Source organism: Pseudomonas sp. AM14(2022) (genome assembly GCF_036346455.1).
Classification (GTDB): domain Bacteria; phylum Pseudomonadota; class Gammaproteobacteria; order Pseudomonadales; family Pseudomonadaceae; genus Aquipseudomonas; species Aquipseudomonas putida_A.
Window position 1 is genome coordinate 161,051 of record NZ_JAOTNY010000010.1, and the last position, 22,841, is coordinate 183,891.

Annotated in this window: 19 protein-coding genes; 14 read left to right on the plus strand and 5 right to left on the minus strand. The window is 59.1% G+C overall.

Annotated features, from left to right (window positions below):
* Positions 1-45: 45 nt before the first annotated feature.
* Complete coding sequence (locus V3W27_RS19930; RefSeq protein WP_027613943.1) at positions 46-486, plus strand: GlcG/HbpS family heme-binding protein; 441 nt, start codon at positions 46-48, stop codon at positions 484-486.
* Between the two features lie 210 nt (positions 487-696).
* A complete protein-coding gene (locus V3W27_RS19935; RefSeq protein WP_330207344.1) occupies positions 697-1,155 on the plus strand; it encodes an REP-associated tyrosine transposase in 459 nt (152 codons plus the stop codon).
* Between the two features lie 100 nt (positions 1,156-1,255).
* On the opposite strand, the gene V3W27_RS19940 is transcribed toward V3W27_RS19935, so the two are convergent.
* A complete protein-coding gene (locus V3W27_RS19940; RefSeq protein WP_034151540.1) occupies positions 1,256-1,864 on the minus strand; it encodes a TetR/AcrR family transcriptional regulator in 609 nt (202 codons plus the stop codon).
* Positions 1,865-1,998: 134 nt separating this feature from the next.
* Between V3W27_RS19940 and V3W27_RS19945 the strand changes: the two genes are divergently transcribed.
* Positions 1,999-2,913 (plus strand): DUF808 domain-containing protein, encoded by a 915-nt coding sequence (locus V3W27_RS19945; RefSeq protein WP_330207345.1) that lies wholly within the window; start codon positions 1,999-2,001, stop codon positions 2,911-2,913.
* A gap of 176 nt (positions 2,914-3,089) precedes the next feature.
* On the opposite strand, the gene V3W27_RS19950 is transcribed toward V3W27_RS19945, so the two are convergent.
* Entirely contained in the window at positions 3,090-3,878 is a 789-nt protein-coding gene (locus V3W27_RS19950) for an MlaA family lipoprotein (protein ID WP_007969640.1), read from the minus strand.
* Positions 3,871-5,169 (minus strand): serine/threonine protein kinase, encoded by a 1,299-nt coding sequence (locus V3W27_RS19955; protein ID WP_027613946.1) that lies wholly within the window; start codon positions 5,167-5,169, stop codon positions 3,871-3,873. Before V3W27_RS19955 ends, V3W27_RS19950 begins: the two co-directional genes overlap by 8 nt.
* Before the next feature lie 223 nt (positions 5,170-5,392).
* Between V3W27_RS19955 and V3W27_RS19960 the strand changes: the two genes are divergently transcribed.
* Positions 5,393-5,761, plus strand: a complete 369-nt coding sequence (locus V3W27_RS19960) for a hypothetical protein (RefSeq protein ID WP_115987144.1) — start codon at positions 5,393-5,395, stop codon at positions 5,759-5,761.
* Positions 5,762-5,876: 115 nt separating this feature from the next.
* Here V3W27_RS19960 and V3W27_RS19965 read toward each other — a convergent pair whose 3' ends face one another.
* Positions 5,877-7,472, minus strand: a complete 1,596-nt coding sequence (locus V3W27_RS19965; protein WP_330207346.1) for a glycoside hydrolase family 17 protein — start codon at positions 7,470-7,472, stop codon at positions 5,877-5,879.
* 288 nt (positions 7,473-7,760) lie between these two features.
* Here V3W27_RS19965 and V3W27_RS19970 point away from each other — a divergent pair, with 288 nt between their 5' ends.
* The 3 genes from V3W27_RS19970 (at position 7,761) to V3W27_RS19980 (ending at position 10,885) form a co-directional block, all read left to right on the plus strand.
* Entirely contained in the window at positions 7,761-8,612 is an 852-nt protein-coding gene (locus V3W27_RS19970; RefSeq protein ID WP_098967873.1) for a glycine betaine ABC transporter substrate-binding protein, read from the plus strand.
* Positions 8,613-8,918: 306 nt separating this feature from the next.
* On the plus strand, positions 8,919-9,230 hold the full coding sequence (locus V3W27_RS19975) for a DUF485 domain-containing protein (RefSeq protein ID WP_027613950.1): 312 nt from the start codon (positions 8,919-8,921) through the stop codon (positions 9,228-9,230).
* A complete protein-coding gene (locus tag V3W27_RS19980; RefSeq protein ID WP_097090116.1) occupies positions 9,227-10,885 on the plus strand; it encodes a cation acetate symporter in 1,659 nt (552 codons plus the stop codon). The genes V3W27_RS19975 and V3W27_RS19980 overlap by 4 nt, the downstream gene beginning before the upstream one ends.
* 1,055 nt (positions 10,886-11,940) lie before the next feature.
* Here the strand turns inward: V3W27_RS19980 and gltA are convergent.
* Positions 11,941-13,230, minus strand: coding sequence for a citrate synthase (gltA, locus tag V3W27_RS19985; RefSeq protein ID WP_003222994.1), 1,290 nt, complete (start codon positions 13,228-13,230; stop codon positions 11,941-11,943).
* Positions 13,231-13,593: 363 nt separating this feature from the next.
* Here gltA and sdhC point away from each other — a divergent pair, with 363 nt between their 5' ends.
* From sdhC to lpdA, 7 genes are all read left to right on the plus strand, one after another.
* Positions 13,594-13,968: a succinate dehydrogenase, cytochrome b556 subunit gene (sdhC, locus tag V3W27_RS19990; protein WP_016773673.1), complete on the plus strand. Its 375-nt coding sequence runs from the start codon at positions 13,594-13,596 to the stop codon at positions 13,966-13,968.
* Complete coding sequence (gene sdhD, locus V3W27_RS19995) at positions 13,962-14,330, plus strand: succinate dehydrogenase, hydrophobic membrane anchor protein (RefSeq protein WP_003222999.1); 369 nt, start codon at positions 13,962-13,964, stop codon at positions 14,328-14,330. Before sdhC ends, sdhD begins: the two co-directional genes overlap by 7 nt.
* Positions 14,331-14,333: 3 nt before the next feature.
* Complete coding sequence (sdhA, locus tag V3W27_RS20000; protein ID WP_150368038.1) at positions 14,334-16,106, plus strand: succinate dehydrogenase flavoprotein subunit; 1,773 nt, start codon at positions 14,334-14,336, stop codon at positions 16,104-16,106.
* Between the two features lie 11 nt (positions 16,107-16,117).
* A complete protein-coding gene (locus V3W27_RS20005; RefSeq protein ID WP_003223007.1) occupies positions 16,118-16,822 on the plus strand; it encodes a succinate dehydrogenase iron-sulfur subunit in 705 nt (234 codons plus the stop codon).
* 259 nt (positions 16,823-17,081) lie between these two features.
* Positions 17,082-19,913, plus strand: a complete 2,832-nt coding sequence (locus tag V3W27_RS20010) for a 2-oxoglutarate dehydrogenase E1 component (RefSeq protein ID WP_027614036.1) — start codon at positions 17,082-17,084, stop codon at positions 19,911-19,913.
* A 42-nt stretch (positions 19,914-19,955) separates the two neighbouring features.
* Positions 19,956-21,179, plus strand: coding sequence for a 2-oxoglutarate dehydrogenase complex dihydrolipoyllysine-residue succinyltransferase (odhB, locus tag V3W27_RS20015; RefSeq protein ID WP_258679000.1), 1,224 nt, complete (start codon positions 19,956-19,958; stop codon positions 21,177-21,179).
* Between the two features lie 97 nt (positions 21,180-21,276).
* Positions 21,277-22,713: a dihydrolipoyl dehydrogenase gene (gene lpdA / locus V3W27_RS20020; RefSeq protein ID WP_007962860.1), complete on the plus strand. Its 1,437-nt coding sequence runs from the start codon at positions 21,277-21,279 to the stop codon at positions 22,711-22,713.
* Positions 22,714-22,841: the final 128 nt, after the last annotated feature.

A 22,841-nucleotide genomic window follows, 5' to 3' on the forward strand; every position in this document is an offset into this window, starting at 1 on the left:
AGCGCAGCCCCACGACTTTCCCAATAACAAAATGAGGACGGCACCATGAGCGCTTTAACCTTGAAAGTCGCAGTCAACCTGGTCAACGAAGCCATCAGCACCGGGCGCGGGATCAACGCCGCGCCGCTGACCATCGCGGTACTCGATACCGGCGGCCACCTGATCACCCTGCAACGCGAAGATGGCGCCAGCCTGCTGCGCCCGAACATCGCCATCGGCAAAGCCTGGGGCGCCATCGCCCTGGGCAAGGGCTCACGCCTGCTGGCGCTGGACGCCCAACAACGCCCGGCCTTCATTGCTGCACTCAACAGCATGGGCCAGGGCAGCGTCGTCCCGGCTCCGGGCGGGGTGTTGATCCGTGATCAGGCGGGGAATGTGCTGGGGGCGATCGGGATTAGCGGCGATCTGTCGGATATTGATGAGCAGGTGGCGATCAAAGCGGTGGAGGCGCTGGATTTGAGGGCGGATGCGGGGGTGGCTGCTTGATTTTGTAGCGGATGATTAACCGCCTTCGCGAGCAGGCTCACTCCTACAAGGGATCTTGGTTGGACACAAAATGTCTGAACACCACAAACCCCTGTAGGAGTGAGCCTGCTCGCGATAGCTATCTATCTGACACATCCTGCCAACAGTCTGCCCAACCATTTGAAATCACCGAGCTAGCCTTCTCATGACCTGATCATGGGAGGCAAAGGAATGCCGGATTTTCCCGCTGCACATCGATTGCGAGCCGGACGTTATGCCGAGCCCAATCGAATCTATCTACTGACAACCAACACACTTGATCGCAAACCGGTCTTTGCCGATTTTGCTTTGGGTCGATTGGTGGTTCATCAATTTCGCCGTGCACAAGATCTCGGCTTGGCGAACTCACTGGCGTGGGTGGTGATGCCGGATCATTTTCATTGGTTAATCGAATTGCAGAGCGGGTCTTTGAGCGAACTGATGCAAAAGACCAAATCGCTGAGTACCAAAGCGGTGAATCAGGCTACCGGTAGAAATATTGGCCTCTGGCAAAGAGGGTTTCATGACCGGGCACTGCGGCGGGAGGAGGATTTGGTGAAGATGGCAAGGTATGTCGTCGCCAACCCATTGCGGGCTGGACTGGTGGAGAGGCTTGGCGACTATCCGCTGTGGGATGCGATTTGGGTTTGAGCCGAAACCGTGTCGCCTCGATCGCGAGCAGGCTCACTCCTACATTTGGAATGCGTTTCCCTGTAGGAGTGAGCCTGCTCGCGATGGCGTCAGCGCGGTCTCACTGATCCGGCTCACACCCTTTCAACACCAACCGGATAATCGTCTGTGCCGCAGCCTCGTAATCCGCCTCGTCCAGCTTGTCCTTGCCGGTGACCGCAGAGATCTGCCAGTCGAAATCAGCGTAGGTCTGGGTCGCGGCCCAGATGCTGAACATCAGGTGATTGGGGTCGATCGGGGCGATCTGACCGCGGTCGATCCAGCTCTGGATGCAGTCGATGTTGTGCTTGGCCTGGCTGTTGAGCTGCTCGACCAGGTCGGCGCTCAGGTGCGGGGCGCCGTGCATGATTTCGCTGGCGAACACCTTGGAGGCGAAGGGCAGGTCGCGGGAGATGCGGATCTTCGAGCGGATGTAGCCGCTGAGCACTTCGCTCGGTACGCCGTCCGGGTTGAACGGGGTCGAGGCCTGCAGGATCGGCACGATGATGCTTTCCAGGACCTCGCGGTAGAGGTTTTCCTTGGATTTGAAGTAGTAGTAAACGTTGGGCTTGGGCAATCCTGCCTTGGCGGCGATGTCGCTGGTTTTGGTCGCAGCGAAGCCCTTGTCGGCAAATTCCTCACTGGCGGCACGCAGGATCAGTTCTTTGTTGCGCTCGCGGATTGTGCTCATAAACCCGGTGGTTCCTTGCCTGTTCTGGCGGTTGCGCATGGTAGCACCGGCCTCGCGCATGGCTCAAGAATGCCCCGTGTGGCCCGCAGTCGCGGTATGCTGCGCGGCATTATTCACATAAGGAAACAAGATTCATGGCAGGAAGCAGTTTGCTGGTGCTGATCGACGATATTGCCACCGTTCTGGATGATGTGGCGTTGATGAGCAAAATGGCCGCGAAGAAGACTGCCGGCGTACTCGGCGATGACTTGGCGCTCAATGCCCAGCAAGTCTCCGGCGTGCGCGCCGAGCGGGAGATTCCGGTGGTCTGGGCGGTCGCCAAGGGCTCGTTCCTCAACAAGCTGATCCTGGTGCCCTCGGCCCTGGCGATCAGTGCGTTTGTGCCATGGCTGGTGACGCCGCTGTTGATGGTCGGCGGCGCGTACCTGTGTTTCGAAGGTTTCGAGAAGCTCGCGCACAAGTTCCTGCACAGCAAGGCCGAAGATGATGCCGACCACGCGCAATTGAGCGCGGCGGTGGCCGAACCGACCACCGATCTGGTGGCTTACGAGAAGGACAAGATCAAAGGCGCGATCCGCACTGACTTCATCCTCTCGGCGGAAATCATCGCCATTACCCTTGGTACCGTGGCCGACGCATCGCTGACCCAGCAAGTGATCGTCATGTCGGGCATCGCCATCGTCATGACTGTAGGTGTTTATGGCCTGGTGGCCGGCATCGTCAAACTCGACGATCTGGGCCTGTGGCTGACCCAGAAATCGGGTGCGGCAGCAAAAAACATTGGCAATGCAATCCTGCGCGCCGCCCCGTACATGATGAAAGGCCTGTCGGTGATCGGCACGGCGGCAATGTTCCTCGTCGGTGGCGGCATCCTCACCCACGGCATTCCCGTGGTGCATCACTGGATTGAAAGTGTCGGTGTGGCGGCCGGTAGCGCCGGGTTCGCAGTCCCTGTGCTGCTCAATGGCGTAGCGGGGATCATCGCGGGCGCGGCAGTGCTGGCGGTGGTTTCGGTGGTCGGCAAAGTCTGGCGCACGATCAAAGGATAAACACATCACCCCTGTGGGAGCGGGCTTGCTCGCGAATGCGGTGGGTCAGTCGAAGAATGTGCTGGCTGATTCACCGCATTCGCGAGCAAGCCCGCTCCCACCGTTTGATCCAGGTTGTGCCATGAAAAAGGGCCATTCGATTTGCATCGAATGGCCCTTTTTTGTTGTCGCTGAGGTTACTCGGCAATCTGCAACTTGCGCGACTCGGTGTAGACGTAACGCACTTTCTCGTACTCGAACGGCGAGTTCATCTGACCGTAGCGGAAGTTGGTCTGGTAGCGCTTGTCGACCGCACGCAGGGCCCAGATTTCCGGGTGGTTGGAGCTGACTTCCGACACATTCAGGTAGTTGATTGCCGATTCGGCGGTGTAGTCCACGGCCAGGCCGGCAGTATCGCGGATGTTCGACGGGCCGAGGATCGGTAACACGAAGTAGGCACCGCCCGGTACGCCGTAGAAGCCCAGGGTCTGGCCGAAGTCTTCGCTCTGGCGCGGCAGGCCCATGGCGGTCGCCGGATCCCACAGACCGGCAATGCCGATAGTGGTGTTGAGCAACAGGCGCGCGGTGGTTTCCATCGAGCGCTTGCCCTTGAACTGCAGCAGGCTGTTGACCAGGTTCGGCACGTCGCCAAGGTTGTTGAAGAAGTTGCTCACCCCGGTGCGCAGGAAGCTTGGCGTCACGTAGCGATAACCGTCGACCACCGGCAGGAACACCCATTGGTCGAAGCGGTAGTTGAAGTGGTAGACGCGGCGGTTCCACGACTCCAGCGGGTCATAGACGTTGAGTGCGTTGAGCGTCGAGCGCTCGAACTCACGCTGGTCCAGCCCCGGGTTGAACTTGAGTTTGGACAGCGGCTCCTTGAAGCCATCGCTGTCGACCACCACCGGCGCGTTGGCTTTGCTGTTGTCGGCCTGGGCCACGCCTGCACTGAGGAGCGCTGCAATCAGCAGGAGATATTTAGCCACGGAAAAACTCCAGCATGGCGTCGCTGTTGACGCGGTAGTTAAGGTTGCCGCAATGGCCGCCCAGTGGGTAAACGGTCAGGCGATCGCCAAAGGTCTTGCGCAGGAAACCGAGGTCGCCAGGGCCGAGGATCACGTCGTCGGCGTTGTGCATGACGGCGATTTTCGGGCTGTCGTGCAGGTAATCCTTGAGTGCGTACAGGCTGACCTGATCGATCAGTTGCAGCAGGCTGCCGCCGTCAGTGCGCGCGCGCCACATCGGAATCACCTGTTCGGTCAGGTAGCAGTCGAAGTCGCATTGCAGCGCACGCTTGAGGAACGGCGTGAGGCTGGTGCCTTCGGTGATCGGGAATTTCGGCGGAGTGATCAGGCCGCGACGGTTGATCAGGTCGGAGGTGAAGGCAATGTCGGCCGCCGAGAAACGGAACGAAGTGCCGATCAGCATCGCCATCTGTTCGTTGGTCAGGTGCTGCTTCGACTGTTGGAAGTCGTAGAGCAGGGCGTCATTGAGGTCGATGTAGCCTTTCTGCTGGAAGTAGCGAGTCAGCTTGTTCAGCACCAGTTCATAGAAGGTGGTGCTGTTGTTGATGCCCTTCACCTCGGTCTGTACCAGCTTGTCGAGGTTGCTGATCGAGGTGTAGAGGTTGACCGGCGGGTTGAGCAGCAGGACTTTCTTGAAGTTGAAGCTGCGTCGGGTCTCGTCCAGATGCGCGACGAACGCGGCATCCAGCGCGCCGAGGCTGTAGCCGCTGAGGTAGTACTCGGTGACCGGCAGTTTTGGATGCTGCGCACGCACGGCCTGCATCACCCGGTACATGTCTTCGGCGTCTTCCTTGGTGATGCCCGGGGTGGCGAAGCGTGAAGCGGCGCTGATGAAGTCGAAGCTGGTCGGCGACGACAACTGCACGACGTGGTAGCCGGCCTTGTAGTAGAGCTTCTTCAGGTACTCATTGAGCGTGCTGTCATAGCGCGCACCGGTGCCGGCGATCAGGAAGATCAGCGGCGCCGGTTTGTCCTGCTCGGCGATGCGGTAGGTGAGTTTTTTCACCGCCCAGAAATTGTCCGGGAGGATGAAGGCCCGTTCCGGGCGCAGGGTGATGCTGTGGTCGGACTGATTGATCTCGTCGTTCGACGGCAATTCCGGGCGCAGGTCCGGTGGCGTGGTGGCGATGGTCGCCTCGAACGGGTTGGTCAGGGGATAGCCATAACTGGCGGCATCGATATCCACCGCCAGTGCGGACGCACTCAGAATAAGGCCGCTGAACAGCGCGGCGAAGCGCAAGGAACGGAGCATGACTGGATCCCTTAAAGGAAGGTGCCGAATGAAGTTCGCAGGCTATGACCACCGGGCTCGCGCCAAAGTGCCATGCCTCGGCACCAAACAGGCAGAATTCGGAGTAATAGTAGCTGGACGATACACTTTGCAAGGCGCGGATGACCAGTTAACAGTTGTTAGTGTTTGCCAATGCGTGCGGGCAGATTAAGCTGGCCGCCGATTTCGTTGATTGGAGAGATTCATGTCCCGCCGCTTGCCCGTGATTCTGTTGCTCGTGCTGTTGCCGCTGTGGCTGGCCGCCAGTTATGGCGTGCGTTATGGCTTCATGGAAGATGGGCAGTGGGTCGGCATCTGTGTCGATGAGGCGAGCCGTTGGGAATGCACGGTGCGCTCGAACCTGGGGCTGATGATTCACTTCAAGGTGCTGGGCTGGACGGCATTGGGCGCAGCGCTGCTCGGTTTTGTGCTGCCGGGACGGGCAGGGTGGTGGCTGGCGGTGCTGGCGCTGGTGTTCGGGCTGCCGGCGCTGGCGTTGTACAACACGACGTTGGCGGTGTTTGCGCTGGTGATTGGCGGATTGCGGTTGGTCCGGGCGTCCCGCAGCGCCTAAGAGTCAGCCTTCGCGAGCAAGCCCGCTCCCACATTCGATTGCATTCCAAATGGAGGAACCCGATTAAATGTGGGAGCGGGCTTGCTCGCGAAGGGGCCAGACTGGCCTCGGGAGATCAGCCTTTGCGAACCCGCAGGCAGCGCCACAGCGCCGCCACCATCAACCCGCTGACCAGCGCCCAGCCCCACGCCTGCTGATTCAACAATCCTTCTTCATACAGCTGCGGCGCAATGCCGGCGCCGATGATAAAGGTCAGCAGGGCGATTTCCCGGCGTGGCACGCTGACCGGACGGCACACGAAAACCAGCGCCGGCAGGATGAACGCCATGCTGGCGAAACTGCGATAACGCGCGTCGAACACCATCTCCAGCATCATCACCGCCGCCGCAAAACCGGCCACGGCAACCAGCCATCCAGCACGCCGTTCCAGCAGATGGAACGCCCGTTCACGCCAACCCTGACGGTTGCTCAAGGTCAGCGCGGCATGCGCCAGCACCAACAGATTCAACGCTGTCAGCAAGCCGACCCACAGCCATTCGCTGGCAAACCGCGTGGTCACTCGCGCCAGATCGCCCCAGGCGCCGATCGAGCAGGCTGCAACGGCCGCAAGCAGGGGCAGAACCAACGCCGATTGCGTGGTGCGAACCCGGCCGCCGAGTAGCAGCGTTCCGAGGAAAATCAGCCCACCGACGCCCAGCCATTCCTTCCAGTACGGCACATTGGTCACTGGCCCGGCGAGCACGCCCTTGTCCTGACGATCGGCGTCGAACAGGCCCCAATAACCGCCGACCGCACCTTCGCTGCCACGTTTCCATGGCTGGTCGAACGCTTCGATCAGGTTGTAATGCCAGCCTTCCTTCTCGGCCATCGCGACAAAACCGCGAATGAACTTCGCCTCATTGACCCGGCTAGGCAGGGCGGTCTCTCGCTGGCGACCTTCGCTGGGCCAGCCGGTTTCGCCGATCATCACGTCCTTGGGCGCGAATTTGTTGCCGAACACCTGACGTACATCCGCCACATGTTGCAGAGCGACGTCAATGTTCGACGGATCATCTTCCCAATACGGCAGCAAGTGAATGGTCAGGAAATCCACCGCCGGCGCGACTTCCGGGTGCTTGAGCCAGAACTCCCAGACATCGGCATAAGTGACCGGTTGCTTGACCTGGCTTTTGACCTTGTTGATCAGCTTTGCCAGTTGCGCGCCGGTGACTTCCTTGCGCAGCAACGCTTCGTTGCCGACGATCACCGCGCTGACCACATCCGGGTTGGCGTTGGCCGAAGCAATCAGCAGGTCGACTTCTTTTTCAGTGTCCACCGGGTTGCTGTTGACCCAGGCGCCGATCATCAACTTCAGACCGTGCTTGCGCGCCAGTTGCGGCAGGGCTTCGAGGCCGGTCATCGAGTAGGTGCGGATGCATTCGAAGCGCGTCGCCAGCAGGGCGAGGTCGGCGTCCATGCGCTCCGGGCGCAGCTTGAACGGCACGTCGAACGGCGACTGGTCCTTGTCGAATGGCGTGTAGGAGGCGCATTGCAACTTGTGCGTCGGGGTTGCGGCGTCCGGCAGGATCACCGGTTTGCCGAGGCCGTACCAGAAGCCGCCAAGGGCAAACAGGCCGAGCAGGCAGGCGAAGAGATAAGGAACAAACGGGAAGCGGGAAGTCGCGGACATGGTCAGGCCGAGTGGCTGCAAAGCGACGCATGTTACCTGCATTTATCCGCGGGTTGGTGGCCTGCATGCTTTGCACATGCAAAGTTCGGGCGGATTGTCTGGCGCCAATTATTCCGAGGCGATTAATGGCCTTCTGATGTCGTTTCTCGCTGTATTGAGGTCGCTGACAGAGCAGGTCGCTGTGGGCGTCAGGCCGATGATCGAAAGCGTCAGTACTCCACTGGCATTCGAGCGAGTTTGCGGTCAGGCGTGATGGGGGCGCTGTGCACCATAACAATACGTTGACGATGCCCGGCATCCGTCGGGCGCAGCATTTCGGGGAAGTAAACGATGAAGATGCGACGACTTTTAGGCGCAGGTGCCGCTCTGGTACTTGCGATGAGTTCCACATTCGCCAGCGCTGAAAAACAGACCCTGAACATCGGTTACGTTGACGGCTGGTCCGACAGCGTCGCGACCACCCACGTGGCGGCCGAGGTGATCAAGCAGAAACTCGGCTACGACGTGAAGCTGCAAGCCGTCGCCACCGGGATCATGTGGCAGGGCGTGGCCACCGGCAAACTCGACGCGATGCTCTCGGCATGGCTGCCGGTGACCCACGGCGAGTACTGGACGAAGAACAAGGATCTGGTCGTCGATTACGGCCCGAACTTCAAGGACGCGAAAATCGGCCTGATCGTGCCGGAGTACGTCAAGGCGAAATCGATCGAAGACCTCAAGACCGATGACACCTTCAAGAACCGCATCGTCGGCATCGACGCCGGTTCAGGCGTGATGCTCAAAACCGATCAGGCGATCAAGGATTACGGCCTGGACAAATATACGCTCAAGGCCAGTTCCGGCGCCGGCATGATTGCCGAGCTGACCCGTGCGGAGAAGAAGAACGAATCGATTGCCGTCACCGGTTGGGTGCCGCACTGGATGTTCGCCAAGTGGAAACTGCGCTTCCTCGACGACCCGAAAGGCGTGTACGGCGCGGCTGAAACCGTGAACAGCATCGGCAGCAAAGAGCTCGCGACCAAGGCTCCGGAAGTCGCCAAGTTCCTGAAAAACTTCCAGTGGGCGTCGAAAGACGAGATCGGCGAAGTCATGCTGGCCATCCAGGACGGCGCCAAGCCTGAAGCGGCGGCCAAGGATTGGGTCGCCAAGCACCCGGATCGCGTGGCTGACTGGACCAAATAACTCCGCTCAACGCAGCTCCCCTGTAGGAGTGAGCCTGCTCGCGATAGCGTCCTTTCAGTTGATACAAATGTCGACTGATACAACGCCATCGCGAGCAGGCTCACTCCTACATTTGTTTCTGGGCAACCCTCACCTGCAGGGTTTACGGCTGTTTCAAAGCCTCTTTCCAACTCTTTCGGCTAATTACCGTCCAAAAATTGGCGAAAACGTCATGTCGTTCTAATACTAAGGTCGTCTGGAACCCGTTCCGCAGCCGCATACAGTGGATACGTTCCAACAATAATCTGTGCTGCGAGGATAAAAACAATGAACGACAGCATTTACCTCTCGATTCAAAACAGCCCGCGCTTCAAGGAGCTGGTGCGAAAAAGAGAAAAGTTCGCCTGGATACTCTCGGCGATCATGCTCGGGCTGTACTCCGGATTCATCCTGCTGATCGCATACGGGCCGCAAGTGCTCGGGGCGAAACTCAGTCCCGGTTCGTCGATTACCTGGGGTATTCCGATTGGTGTCGGTCTGATTGTCTCGGCCTTCATCCTGACCGCGATCTACGTACGGCGCGCCAACGGCGAGTTTGACGACCTGAACAATGCGATTCTCAAGGAGGCTCAGCAATGATCCGGCGTCTACTGGCTCTTTTGAGCATCGCAGCGTTCGCTCCAGCCGTCTGGGCCGCTGACGCCTTGACCGGCGAAGTCCACAAACAACCGCTCAACGTTTCCGCGATCGCCATGTTCGTGGTGTTCGTCGGTGCGACCCTGTGCATCACTTATTGGGCGTCCAAGCGCAACAAATCGGCCGCCGACTACTATGCAGCGGGCGGCAAGATCACCGGGTTCCAGAACGGTCTGGCGATTGCCGGTGACTACATGTCGGCGGCGTCCTTCCTGGGGATTTCCGCGCTGGTGTTCACCTCCGGCTACGATGGCCTGATCTATTCGATCGGCTTCCTGGTGGGCTGGCCGATCATTCTGTTCCTGATCGCCGAGCGCCTGCGTAACCTGGGTAAATACACCTTTGCCGACGTGGCGTCCTACCGCCTCGGGCAAACCCAGATCCGCACCCTGTCTGCCTGCGGTTCGCTGGTAGTGGTGGCGTTCTACCTGATCGCGCAAATGGTTGGTGCCGGCAAGCTGATCCAGCTGCTGTTCGGTCTCGACTACTACGTGGCGGTGATTCTGGTCGGTATCCTGATGTGCATGTACGTGCTGTTCGGCGGCATGCTGGCGACCACCTGGGTGCAGATCATCAAGGCGGTGCTGTTGCTGTCCGGTGCCTCGTTCATGGCGCTGATGGTGATGAAGCACGTCAACTTCGACTTCAACATGCTGTTCTCCGAGGCGATCAAGGTTCACCCGAAAGGTGAGGCGATCATGAGCCCGGGCGGTTTGGTGAAAGATCCGATTTCGGCGTTCTCCCTCGGTCTGGCCCTGATGTTCGGTACTGCCGGCCTGCCACACATCCTGATGCGCTTCTTTACCGTGAGTGATGCGAAAGAAGCGCGCAAGAGCGTGCTGTACGCCACCGGCTTCATTGGTTACTTCTACATCCTGACCTTCATCATCGGCTTCGGCGCGATCCTGCTGGTCAGCACCAACCCGGCTTTCAAGGATGCGGCGGGCGCTCTGCTCGGCGGCAACAACATGGCGGCGGTGCACCTGGCTGACGCGGTGGGTGGCAGCATCTTCCTCGGCTTCATCTCGGCGGTGGCGTTCGCGACCATTCTGGCGGTGGTGGCCGGTCTGACCCTGGCCGGTGCTTCGGCGGTGTCGCACGACCTGTATGCCAGCGTGATCAAGAAGGGCAAGGCCAACGACAAGGATGAAATTCGCGTGTCGAAGATCACCACCATCGCCCTGGGCGTGCTGGCGATCGGTCTGGGTATCCTGTTCGAGAGCCAGAACATCGCGTTCATGGTCGGCCTGGCGTTCTCCATCGCGGCAAGCTGCAACTTCCCGGTACTGCTGCTTTCGATGTACTGGAAGAAGCTGACCACCCGCGGCGCGATGGTCGGTGGCTGGTTGGGGCTGGTGAGTGCGGTGGGGCTGATGATTCTTGGCCCGACCATCTGGGTGCAGATTCTGCATCATGAGAAGGCGATCTTCCCTTACGAGTACCCGGCGTTGTTTTCGATGATCATTGCGTTCATCGGTATCTGGTTCTTCTCGATTACTGACAAGTCGGCGGCGGCCGAAAACGAGCGGGCGCTGTTCTTCCCGCAGTTTGTGCGTTCGCAGACGGGGTTGGGGGCGAGTGGGGCGGTTTCGCACTAAGCGCTGATTACGTGGTTTGAGTGAAATGCCCTGGTTGAGAGATCGGGGCATTTTTTTTGTGGGCGGTTATCGGGCTCGGGCCTTGGTGGTTATTGGGTACATATCCGTTGCTGCGGTAACGGCGGCTTAGGGTTTCGCCCTTACGGCGACTCACTTTTTTTACAAACGCCTAAAAAAAGTAAGCAAAAAAACGCTTGCTCCTACGTTCGGCCCGCTCGCTAAGGCTCGGGGTCCCTTCGCTCCGGGATTGATCCGGGCGCAGCGCCTCCGGTTTGCTTCGCTGCACCTCCTCTCGCTGTGTTTGGCTGCGCCAAACGGTCGCTGCGCTCCCACCCCCGGATCAAGCCCTCCACTCAGCCTTCCGACGTCGCCCGTGGATCAAGATCAAAAGCTGCAGCCGAGCTTGCGCTCATCCTGTTGAGTGGTGGAAAAGCATGCGGTCGGCTTGTGTTCTGTGTTGGATCTACCCCTCATCGGAACGCCGCCCGCCCAGCCCTCTCCCGAGGGGAGGGAGCCGATTTTTGAGCCTTTCAGAACCTGAGTTCGACAGGGTGTTTCACGTCGGCGTAACTCTCCCAAACACCGCGATCAGTCCCCTCTCCCTCCGGGAGAGGGCTAGGGTGAGGGGCTCTTGATCTGGTTTTTGATCTTGCTTTGGCTTTTGATCTTTTGCCCCTTCGGCAGGCCGAGCGTAGGTGTCCATCAGGGGGGTAGGCGCGCAGCGCCATGCGGCGGAGCCGCATACATCGAGAGGAGGTGCAGCGAAGCAAACCGGAGGCGATGCCCCCGGATGGACACCGTAGCGAGGGAACAATGAGCCTCAGCGAAGTGCCGTACGCCGGGGGAAGCCTTTTTGGTTACTTTTTCGGCGTTTGGAAAAAGTGACCCGCCGTAAGGGCGGAACCGTAATCAGCAACACCCGAAGCAACGGATATACACCCAAAAAACCAAAAAACCAGTCGGCCCACAGGCCGCTGCGACCAGACAAACAAAAACGGCCTCTATATAAGAGGCCGTTCCCGATACAACTCAAAGACGTTATCGCAAGACAAGCCTTATTTGCGGTCTTCCAGCTTGGTGATATCACGCGACTCGTAGCCAGTGTACAACTGGCGCGGACGGCCAATCTTGTACGGGCTGGAGAGCATTTCTTTCCAGTGCGAAATCCAGCCCACAGTACGGGCCAGTGCGAAGATCACGGTGAACATGCTGGTAGGAATGCCGATCGCCTTGAGGATGATCCCCGAGTAGAAGTCGACGTTCGGGTACAGCGAGCGCTCGATGAAGTACGGGTCGGTCAGCGCGATCTCTTCCAGGCGCATGGCCAGTTCGAGTTGCGGATCGTTGTTGATGCCCAGTTCCTTCAGTACTTCGTCGCAGGTCTGCTTCATGACAGTCGCGCGAGGGTCGCGGTTCTTGTAAACACGGTGACCGAAGCCCATCAGCTTGAACGGATCGTTCTTGTCCTTGGCCTTGGCGATGAACTTGTCGATGTTGGACACATCGCCAATCTCGTCAAGCATGGTCAGAACGGCTTCGTTCGCACCGCCGTGGGCAGGGCCCCACAGTGCGGCGATACCGGCGGCGATACAGGCGAACGGGTTGGCACCCGAGGAACCTGCCAGGCGCACGGTGGACGTCGATGCGTTCTGCTCGTGGTCGGCGTGGAGGATGAAGATCCGGTCCATGGCCTTGGCGAGTACCGGGCTGATCGGTTTGATCTCGCACGGGGTGTTGAACATCATGTGCAGGAAGTTTTCCGCGTACGTCAGGTCGTTGCGCGGGTACATCATGGGTTGGCCCATGGAGTACTTGTAAACCATCGCTGCCAGGGTTGGCATCTTGGCGACCAGACGGATCGCGGAGATTTCGCGATGCTGCGGGTTATTGATGTCCAGGGAGTCGTGGTAGAAGGCCGAGAGGGCGCCGACTACGCCGCACATGACGGCCATCGGGTGGGCGTCGCGACGGAAGCCGTTGAAGAAGGTTTTCAGCTGCTCGTGAACCATGGTGTGGTTTTTCACGGTGCTGACGAACTGGGCCTTCTGTTCTGCAGTCGGCAATTCGCCGTTGAGCAGCAGGTAGCAGGTTTCCAGGTAGTCCGATTTTTCAGCCAGCTGTTCGATCGGGTAGCCGCGGTGCAACAGAATGCCGTTGTCGCCGTCGATATAGGTGATCTTCGATTCGCACGAGGCGGTCGACATGAAACCCGGGTCGAAAGTGAAGCGGCCCGTGGCCGTCAGGCCCCGAACATCGATTACATCGGGACCAACGGTGCCGGTTAAAATGGGCAGCTCGACGGGGGCTGCGCCCTCGATGATCAACTGCGCTTTTTTGTCAGCCATGTGGCCTCCTATTTATGCTTGAACCATCAGACAGACCCCCCACGCAGGGCCCGCACCACTATAGTGAGATAAATTCGAATGTCAATTTGCCTAAAGTCTTGCTCCAGAAGGCTTTAAGCGCACTTTTTCCTCGAAATTGACTGCCATTTACGCCTTTTATGCGACTTGTGCAATCAGCTATTGGGGGTAGGTGATTGCGTTGTCATTAGTAGCCTAACTGTCTATACTCGGCCACCGACCGCCAAGGGCTTTTGGGCTTGCTTTCATTGGGGGTCGCATCCCTGGGTGGTGGTTACCTGACCAGTGCACTCCCCAACAACTTTGCCCTGATTGTTAGGGGCTCTTCAGTGTGAAAAAAAAGCCGTGAAAAGCCAACGACCTGTAAACCTAGACCTAAGGACCATCAAACTCCCAGTCACTGCTTACACGTCCATTCTTCACCGTATCTCCGGTGTCATCCTCTTCGTGTGCCTTGCCATCATGCTTTACGCATTGGACAAGTCGCTGAGCTCCGAGGAAGGCTTCGGTCAGGTGAAAGCGTGTCTGACCAGTCCGCTAGCCAAGCTAGTGATTTGGGGCATCCTGTCCGCTCTGCTGTATCACCTGGTTGCCGGTGTGCGCCATTTGATCATGGACATGGGCATCGGTGAGACGCTGGAAGGCGGCAAGCTGGGCTCGAAAATCGTTATCGCCGTTTCCGTGGTGGTAATCGTTCTGGCAGGAGTCTGGATATGGTAACTAACGTCACGAACCTCTCGCGTTCGGGCCTCTATGACTGGATGGCGCAACGTGTGTCGGCGGTCGTTCTCGCGGCTTACTTCATTTTTCTGATCGGATACGTCGTGGCCCACCCAGGCCTCGAGTACGCCCAGTGGCATGAACTGTTCGCCCACAACGGGATGCGTATTTTCAGCCTCCTGGCCCTTGTTGCTCTCGGCGCTCACGCCTGGGTCGGCATGTGGACCATCGCGACTGACTACCTGACGCCAATGGCGTTCGGCAAGTCCGCGACGGCTATACGTTTCCTTTTCCAGGCAGTATGCGGCGTTGCGATGTTCGCTTACTTCGTCTGGGGTGTGCAGATTCTCTGGGGTATCTGAGTCATGGCTAACATTCCAACGATTTCTTTCGACGCCATCATTATTGGTGGCGGCGGTGCCGGCATGCGCGCTGCGCTGCAGCTGGCGCAGGGCGGTCACAAGACTGCGGTGATCACCAAGGTTTTCCCGACCCGTTCGCACACTGTATCCGCCCAGGGCGGCATCACCTGCGCGATCGCGTCCGCTGACCCGAACGATGACTGGCGCTGGCACATGTACGATACCGTCAAGGGGTCCGACTACATCGGTGACCAGGACGCTATCGAATACATGTGTCAGGAAGGCCCGGCTGCCGTTTTCGAGCTGGACCACATGGGTCTGCCGTTCTCGCGTACCGAGCAAGGCCGTATCTACCAGCGTCCGTTCGGTGGTCAGTCCAAGGACTACGGTAAAGGTGGTCAGGCTGCCCGTACCTGCGCAGCGTCCGACCGTACCGGTCACGCACTGCTGCACACCCTTTATCAGGGCAACCTGAAAGCCGGCACCACGTTCCTGAACGAGTACTACGCTGTTGATCTGGTAAAAAACCAGGAAGGCGAGTTTGTCGGTGTGATCGCGATCTGCATCGAAACCGGCGAAACTTCGTACATTCGCGCCAAGGCCACCGTACTGGCCACTGGTGGTGCTGGCCGTATCTACGCCTCCACCACCAACGCCCTGATCAACACCGGTGACGGCGTTGGCATGGCGCTGCGTGCTGGCGTGCCGGTACAAGACATCGAAATGTGGCAGTTCCACCCGACCGGCATCGCTGGCGCCGGTGTACTGGTGACCGAAGGTTGCCGTGGTGAAGGTGGTTACCTGATCAACAAGCACGGCGAGCGTTTCATGGAGCGTTATGCTCCGAACGCGAAAGACCTCGCGGGTCGTGACGTGGTTGCCCGCTCGATGGTTAAAGAAATCATCGCCGGCAACGGTTGCGGTCCGAATGGCGACCACGTAATGCTCAAACTCGACCACTTGGGCGAGGAAGTGCTGCACAGCCGTCTGCCAGGTATCTGCGAACTGTCGAAGACTTTCGCACACGTTGACCCGGTGGTTGCTCCGGTTCCTGTTGTACCGACCTGCCACTACATGATGGGCGGCGTTGCCACCAACATTCATGGTCAGGCGATCACCCAGAACGCCGATGGCGTGGATCAGATCATTCCTGGTCTGTTCGCCGTAGGTGAAGTGGCTTGCGTATCGGTACACGGTGCCAACCGTCTGGGCGGCAACTCGCTGCTCGACCTGGTGGTATTCGGCCGCGCTGCCGGCCTGCACCTGGAAAAGGCGCTGACCGACGGCATCGAATACGACGACGCTACCGAAGCCGACATCGAAGCTGCCCTGTCGCGTTTGAACGCGCTGAACGGCCGTACCGATGGCGAAGACGTGGCTACCCTGCGTCGCGAGCTGCAAAGCTGCATGCAGAACTACTTCGGTGTATTCCGCACTGGCGAATACATGCAGAAGGGTATCGCTCAGCTGGCCGATCTGCGCAAGCGCATCGCCAACGTGAAGATCAACGATAAGTCGCAAGCGTTCAACACCGCGCGTATCGAAGCTCTGGAACTGCAAAACCTGCTGGAAGTGGCTGAAGCTACCGCCATCGCGGCCGAAGTACGTAAAGAGTCCCGCGGCGCTCACGCCCGTGAAGACTTCGAAGACCGTGACGACGAAAACTGGCTGTGCCACACCCTGTACTTCCCGGGTGAGAAACGCGTCGCCAAACGTGCCGTAAACTTCTCGCCGAAGACTGTTCCGACTTTCGAACCTAAAGTCCGGACTTATTAAGGGTGACCGCCATGTTGCAAGTCAGTGTTTATCGCTACAACCCTGATCAGGACGCTGCGCCGTTCATGCAGGAATTCCAGGTCGATACCGGTGGTAAAGACCTGATGGTGCTGGACGTGCTGGCCCTGATCAAAGAGCAGGACGAGGGTTTCTCCTATCGTCGCTCTTGCCGTGAAGGCGTCTGCGGCTCCGACGGCATGAACATCAACGGCAAGAACGGCCTGGCGTGCATCACGCCGCTGTCCGCTGTCGTAAAAGGCAACAAGTTGATCGTTCGTCCGCTGCCAGGTTTGCCGGTCATCCGTGACCTGGTTGTCGATATGAGCATCTTCTACAAGCAATACGAGAAGGTTAAGCCTTACCTGCAGAACGACACGCCGGCTCCGGCCATCGAGCGTCTGCAGTCCCCTGAAGAGCGTGAAAAGCTCGACGGTCTGTACGAGTGCATCCTGTGCGCCTGCTGCTCGACCTCGTGCCCGTCCTTCTGGTGGAACCCGGACAAGTTCCTGGGCCCGGCTGCCCTGCTGCAAGCGTACCGCTTCCTGGCAGACAGCCGTGACACCAAGACGTCCGAGCGTCTGGCTTCGCTCGATGACCCGTTCAGCGTCTTCCGCTGCCGGGGCATCATGAACTGCGTCAACGTATGTCCGAAAGGCCTGAACCCGACTAAGGCCATCGGTCACATCCGTAACATGCTGCTTTCGAGCGGCGTGTGATTCAGCTGCTGTAACCGTAGAACCGCTGTAACGAAGAGGCTGTGGCGCGGGCTTCAACCCGCGTCATGGCTATAACCAGAGCAGTAGCCACAAGCTGCAGCTCTTATTTTGAAGAAATGAGACAAGCAGGGGCATCCGGGCTGGTACCCGGACTATCAGCGTGATCCTAAGTGGCTTGTTTTGGTCGCTGCATTCGGACTTCTGCAAGTTTGCTCGGTATTGACGCCGATGGTGTTCCCCTAACCGAGGGTGACCAAGCATGCAAGAAAGCGTGATGCAGCGCATGTGGAACAGCGCCTACCTTTCAGGTGGAAACGCTGCCTATGTGGAAGAGCTTTATGAGCTCTACCTGCACGACCCTAACGCTGTGCCAGAAGAGTGGCGCACCTACTTTCAGAAGCTGCCTGCCGACGGCAGCTCTGCCACTGATGTTTCGCACTCCACAATTCGCGATCATTTCGTGCTGCTGGCAAAGAACCAGCGCCGCGCTCAACCGGTTTCCGCCGGGAGCGTGAGCAGTGAGCACGAGAAGAAGCAAGTTGAAGTGCTGCGATTGATCCAGGCCTACCGTATGCGTGGCCACCAGGCAGCCCAGCTTGACCCGCTGGGGCTGTGGCAGCGTCCTGCACCTGCAGACCTGTCGATCAATCATTACGGCTTGACCAATGCCGATCTTGATACGACCTTCCGTGCCGGCGACCTGTTCATCGGCAAAGAGGAAGCGAGCCTACGCGAAATTCACGAAGCGTTGCAGCAGACATATTGCCGCACCATCGGCGCTGAATTTACGCACATCACCGATTCCGAGCAGCGCCAGTGGTTCCAGCAGCGTCTGGAAAGCGTGCGTGGTCGTCCGACGTACTCCGCCGACATCAAGAGCCACCTGCTTGAGCGCGTGACTGCCGGTGAAGGCCTGGAAAAATACCTGGGCACCAAATACCCGGGCACCAAGCGTTTCGGTCTGGAAGGCGGCGAAAGCCTGATCCCGATGCTCGACGAGCTGATCCAGCGTTCCGGTTCCTACGGCACCAAGGAAGTCGTCATCGGCATGGCCCACCGTGGCCGTCTGAACGTGCTGGTCAACACCTTCGGCAAGAACCCGCGCGAGCTGTTCGACGAGTTCGAAGGCAAGAAGAAGGTCGAGCTGGGTTCCGGTGACGTCAAATACCACCAGGGCTTCTCGTCCAACGTGATGACCACCGGCGGTGAAGTTCACCTGGCCATGGCGTTCAACCCGTCCCACCTGGAAATCGTTTCCCCGGTGGTAGAAGGTTCGGTTCGCGCCCGTCAGGATCGTCGTAACGACCCGACCGGTGAGAAGGTGCTGCCGATCTCCATCCACGGTGACGCTGCATTCGCAGGTCAGGGCGTGGTCATGGAAACCTTCCAGATGTCGCAGACCCGCGGTTTCAAGACCGGCGGTACCGTGCACATCGTGATCAACAACCAGGTTGGTTTCACCATCAGCAACCCGCTGGACTCGCGTTCCACCGAGTACGCCACCGACGTTGCGAAGATGATCCAGGCGCCGATCCTCCATGTGAATGGTGATGATCCGGAAGCCGTGCTGTTCGTGACCCAGCTGGCCATCGATTACCGCATGCAGTTCAAGCGTGACGTGGTGATCGACCTGGTCTGCTACCGTCGTCGCGGCCACAACGAGGCCGACGAGCCAAGCGGCACCCAGCCGCTGATGTATCAGCAGATCACCAAGCAGCGCACCACCCGTGAGCTGTACGCTGATCGTCTGACTCAGGCCGGTGTACTGGACGCTGAACGTGTTCAGGCCAAGGTCGACGAGTACCGCAATGCGCTGGACAACGGTCTGCACGTAGTGAAATCGCTGGTCAAAGAGCCGAACAAAGAGCTGTTCGTGGACTGGCGTCCGTATCTGGGCCACGCCTGGACTGCGCGTCACGACACCCGTTTCGATCTGAAGACCCTGCAGGAACTGTCCGCCAAGCTGCTGGAAATTCCGGAAGGCTTCGTGGTTCAGCGTCAGGTCGCGAAGATCTACGAAGACCGTCAGAAGATGCAAGCCGGCGGCCTGCCGATCAACTGGGGTTACGCCGAAACCATGGCGTACGCGACCCTGGCGTTCGAAGGTCACCCGATCCGCATGACCGGTCAGGACATCGGCCGCGGTACGTTCTCGCACCGTCACGCTGTACTGCACAATCAGAAAGACGCGGGCACCTACATTCCGCTGCAGAACCTGTACGACGGTCAGCCACGCTTTGACCTGTACGACTCGTTCCTCTCGGAAGAAGCGGTACTGGCTTTCGAATATGGTTACTCGACCACCACGCCAAACGCGCTGGTGATCTGGGAAGCCCAGTTCGGCGACTTCGCCAACGGTGCACAGGTTGTTATCGACCAGTTCATCACCAGCGGCGAACACAAGTGGGGCCGTCTCTGCGGTCTGACCATGCTGTTGCCACACGGCTACGAAGGTCAGGGCCCTGAGCACAGCTCGGCTCGTCTTGAGCGTTACCTGCAGCTGTGCGCCGAGCACAACATTCAGGTGTGCATGCCGACCACCCCGGCCCAGATCTACCACTTGCTGCGTCGTCAGGTGATTCGCCCGCTGCGCAAACCTCTGGTAGTGCTGACGCCGAAGTCGCTGCTGCGCCACAAGCTGGCCGTCTCGACCCTGGAAGATCTGGCTGAAGGTTCGTTCCAGACCGTGATCCCGGAAATCGATGCCCTGGACCCGAAAAAGGTCGAGCGCGTTGTTCTGTGTAGCGGCAAGGTCTACTACGACCTGCTGGAAAAACGTCGTGCCGAAGGCCGTGACGATATCGCCATCGTGCGTATCGAGCAGCTGTATCCATTCCCTGAGGACGACTTGAAAGAAGTCCTGGCGCCTTACACCAACGTCAAGCATGCCGTCTGGTGTCAGGAAGAGCCGATGAACCAGGGCGCCTGGTACTGCAGCCAGCACCACCTGCGTCGCAGCATCGGTAACCTCGACAAATCTCTCGTACTCGAGTACGCGGGCCGCGAGGCTTCTGCTGCCCCAGCATGTGGTTACGCATCGATGCACGCCGAGCAGCAGGAAAAACTGCTGCAAGACGCGTTTACCGTTTAACGCCTTCGCGCACCTGAAACCGAATTTAAGGAACCACAGATAATGGCTATCGAGATCAAAGCCCCCACTTTCCCGGAATCGGTTGCCGATGGCACCGTTGCCACCTGGCACAAAAAACCGGGCGACGCCGTCAAGCGTGACGACCTGATCGTCGACATCGAAACCGACAAAGTCGTACTGGAAGTGCTGGCGACCGCTGACGGCGTGCTGGGCGCAATCGTCAAAAACGAAGGCGACACCGTTCTGTCCGACGAAGTCCTGGGCTCCATCGAAGCGGGCGGCGCTGCTGCCGCTGCTCCAGCCGCCGCTGCTGCTCCGGCCGCTGCTGCCGCTGCCCCGGCTGCTGCCGAAGGCGAAGACGATCCTGTTGCTGCTCCGGCTGCGCGCAAGCTGGCTGAAGAAAACGGCATCAACATCGCTTCCGTTGCCGGTACCGGCAAAGGCGGTCGTGTGACCAAGGAAGACGTGGTCGCTGCTGTAGCCGCGAAGAAAGCCGCTCCGGCTGCTGCTCCTGCAAAAGCCACTGCTCCAGCCGCTGCTGCTCCGGTATTCGCTGCCGGTGATCGCGTTGAGAAGCGCGTACCGATGACCCGTCTGCGTGCCAAGGTTGCCGAGCGTCTGGTTGAAGCCCAGTCGAACATGGCAATGCTGACCACTTTCAACGAAGTCGACATGACCGAAGTCATGGCGCTGCGTTCGAAGTACAAGGACCTGTTCGAGAAGTCCCACAACGGCGTACGCCTGGGCTTCATGTCGTTCTTCGTCAAGGCTGCCACCGAAGCGCTGAAACGCTTCCCGGCGGTCAACGCTTCGATCGACGGTGCAGACATCGTTTACCACGGCTACGCCGACATCGGTGTTGCCGTTTCCAGCGACCGTGGTCTGGTCGTTCCGGTTCTGCGTAACGCCGAGCTGATGAGCTTGGCTGAAATCGAAGGCGGCATCGCCACGTTCGGCAAGAAAGCCCGTGACGGCAAACTGTCGATGGAAGAGATGACCGGCGGTACCTTCACCATCACCAACGGTGGTACCTTCGGTTCGATGATGTCGACTCCGATCGTCAACCCGCCGCAGGCAGCGATTCTGGGCATGCACAACATCATCCAGCGTCCTATGGCCATCAACGGTCAGGTCGTGATCCGTCCGATGATGTACCTGGCACTGTCCTACGATCACCGTCTGATCGATGGCAAAGAAGCTGTAACCTTCCTGGTGACCATCAAGAACCTGCTGGAAGATCCGGCTCGTCTGTTGCTGGATATCTGATAGAAGCAGCCATGCGCTGCGGGTGGCGTACCGTCGGCAACGGCGGTACGGCCCGCAGCGCGCGGCTTGAAGCTTTTCGCTAAAGAGGATTTTTTGAATGTCGCAGAAATTTGACGTAGTAGTGATCGGTGCCGGCCCTGGCGGCTATGTTGCTGCCATCAAGGCCGCGCAGCTGGGTCTCACCACTGCCTGCATCGAGAAGTACACCGACGCTGAAGGCAAACAGGCCCTCGGCGGTACTTGCCTGAACGTCGGCTGCATTCCGTCCAAGGCGCTGCTGGACAGCTCCTGGAAGTACAAGGAAGCCAAAGAGAGCTTCAACGTTCACGGTATCTCGACCGGCGAAGTCAAAATGGACGTCGCTGCGATGGTTGGCCGTAAGGCTGGCATCGTCAAGAACCTGACTGGCGGCGTTGCCACCCTGTTCAAGGCTAACGGCGTTACTTCGATCCAGGGCCACGGCAAGCTGCTGGCTGGCAAGAAAGTTGAAGTCACCAAGCCGGACGGTTCGGTTGAAGTCATCGAAGCCGAAAACGTCATCCTGGCTCCAGGTTCGCGTCCGATCGACATCCCACCGGCTCCGGTCGATCAGAAAGTCATCGTCGATTCGACTGGCGCTCTGGAATTCCAGTCCGTACCTAAGCGTCTGGGCGTGATCGGCGCTGGCGTGATCGGTCTGGAACTGGGTTCGGTGTGGTCGCGTCTGGGTTCCGAAGTGGTTGTCCTCGAAGCACTGGACACCTTCCTGATGGCAGCGGACACCGCTGTTTCCAAGGAAGCGCTGAAAACCCTGACCAAGCAAGGTCTGGACATCAAGCTGGGTGCTCGCGTAACCGGTTCGAAAGTGAACGGCGACGAAGTCGTGGTTAACTACACCGATGCCAACGGCGAACAGTCCATCACTTTCGACAAGCTGATCGTAGCCGTTGGTCGCCGTCCGGTGACCACTGATCTGCTGGCTGCCGACAGCGGCGTGACCCTGGACGAGCGCGGTTTCGTGCACGTTGACGATCACTGCGCCACCACCGTACCGGGCGTTTACGCCATCGGTGACGTGGTTCGCGGCATGATGCTGGCGCACAAGGCCTCGGAAGAGGGCATCATGGTTGTCGAGCGCATCAAGGGCCACAAGGCTCAGATGAACTATGACCTGATCCCTTCGGTTATTTATACTCACCCGGAAATCGCGTGGGTTGGCAAAACCGAGCAGGCCTTGAAAGCCGAAGGCGTTGAAGTTAACGTCGGCACCTTCCCGTTCGCCGCTTCCGGCCGTGCCATGGCCGCCAACGATACCGGTGGTTTCGTCAAGGTCATCGCTGATGCCAAGACTGACCGCGTATTGGGCGTGCACGTGATTGGCCCGAGCGCTGCAGAACTGGTTCAGCAGGGCGCGATCGGTATGGAATTCGGCACCAGCGCTGAAGACCTGGGCATGATGGTTTTCTCCCATCCGACCCTGTCTGAAGCCTTGCACGAAGCTGCTCTGGCTGTGAATGGCGGCGCCATCCACATTGCCAACCGCAAGAAGCGTTAAGACACAATAAGAAACCACGGCGGTTGCGGCCCGTCGTGAGCCTTGCGAGCAAGTCTCACCGCGGAATGTCCGCTGGACGCAGTCTTGCGTAGCTGCACCGGGTATCCGGAAAGGCTACGCAAGCAGCA

Excerpts from the sequence above, each read along its gene's own strand:
- V3W27_RS19930 (WP_027613943.1), top strand. The coding sequence starts at position 46 with ATGAGCGCTTTAACCTTGAAAGTCGCAGTCAACCTGGTCAACGAAGCC.
- V3W27_RS19935 (WP_330207344.1), top strand. The coding sequence starts at position 697 with ATGCCGGATTTTCCCGCTGCACATCGATTGCGAGCCGGACGTTATGCC.
- V3W27_RS19940 (WP_034151540.1), bottom strand. The coding sequence starts at position 1,864 with ATGAGCACAATCCGCGAGCGCAACAAAGAACTGATCCTGCGTGCCGCC.
- V3W27_RS19945 (WP_330207345.1), top strand. The coding sequence starts at position 1,999 with ATGGCAGGAAGCAGTTTGCTGGTGCTGATCGACGATATTGCCACCGTT.
- V3W27_RS19955 (WP_027613946.1), bottom strand. The coding sequence starts at position 5,169 with ATGCTCCGTTCCTTGCGCTTCGCCGCGCTGTTCAGCGGCCTTATTCTG.
- V3W27_RS19960 (WP_115987144.1), top strand. The coding sequence starts at position 5,393 with ATGTCCCGCCGCTTGCCCGTGATTCTGTTGCTCGTGCTGTTGCCGCTG.
- V3W27_RS19965 (WP_330207346.1), bottom strand. The coding sequence starts at position 7,472 with ATGCAGGTAACATGCGTCGCTTTGCAGCCACTCGGCCTGACCATGTCC.
- V3W27_RS19970 (WP_098967873.1), top strand. The coding sequence starts at position 7,761 with ATGAAGATGCGACGACTTTTAGGCGCAGGTGCCGCTCTGGTACTTGCG.
- V3W27_RS19975 (WP_027613950.1), top strand. The coding sequence starts at position 8,919 with ATGAACGACAGCATTTACCTCTCGATTCAAAACAGCCCGCGCTTCAAG.
- V3W27_RS19980 (WP_097090116.1), top strand. The coding sequence starts at position 9,227 with ATGATCCGGCGTCTACTGGCTCTTTTGAGCATCGCAGCGTTCGCTCCA.
- gltA (WP_003222994.1), bottom strand. The coding sequence starts at position 13,230 with ATGGCTGACAAAAAAGCGCAGTTGATCATCGAGGGCGCAGCCCCCGTC.
- sdhD (WP_003222999.1), top strand. The coding sequence starts at position 13,962 with ATGGTAACTAACGTCACGAACCTCTCGCGTTCGGGCCTCTATGACTGG.
- sdhA (WP_150368038.1), top strand. The coding sequence starts at position 14,334 with ATGGCTAACATTCCAACGATTTCTTTCGACGCCATCATTATTGGTGGC.
- V3W27_RS20005 (WP_003223007.1), top strand. The coding sequence starts at position 16,118 with ATGTTGCAAGTCAGTGTTTATCGCTACAACCCTGATCAGGACGCTGCG.
- V3W27_RS20010 (WP_027614036.1), top strand. The coding sequence starts at position 17,082 with ATGCAAGAAAGCGTGATGCAGCGCATGTGGAACAGCGCCTACCTTTCA.
- odhB (WP_258679000.1), top strand. The coding sequence starts at position 19,956 with ATGGCTATCGAGATCAAAGCCCCCACTTTCCCGGAATCGGTTGCCGAT.
- lpdA (WP_007962860.1), top strand. The coding sequence starts at position 21,277 with ATGTCGCAGAAATTTGACGTAGTAGTGATCGGTGCCGGCCCTGGCGGC.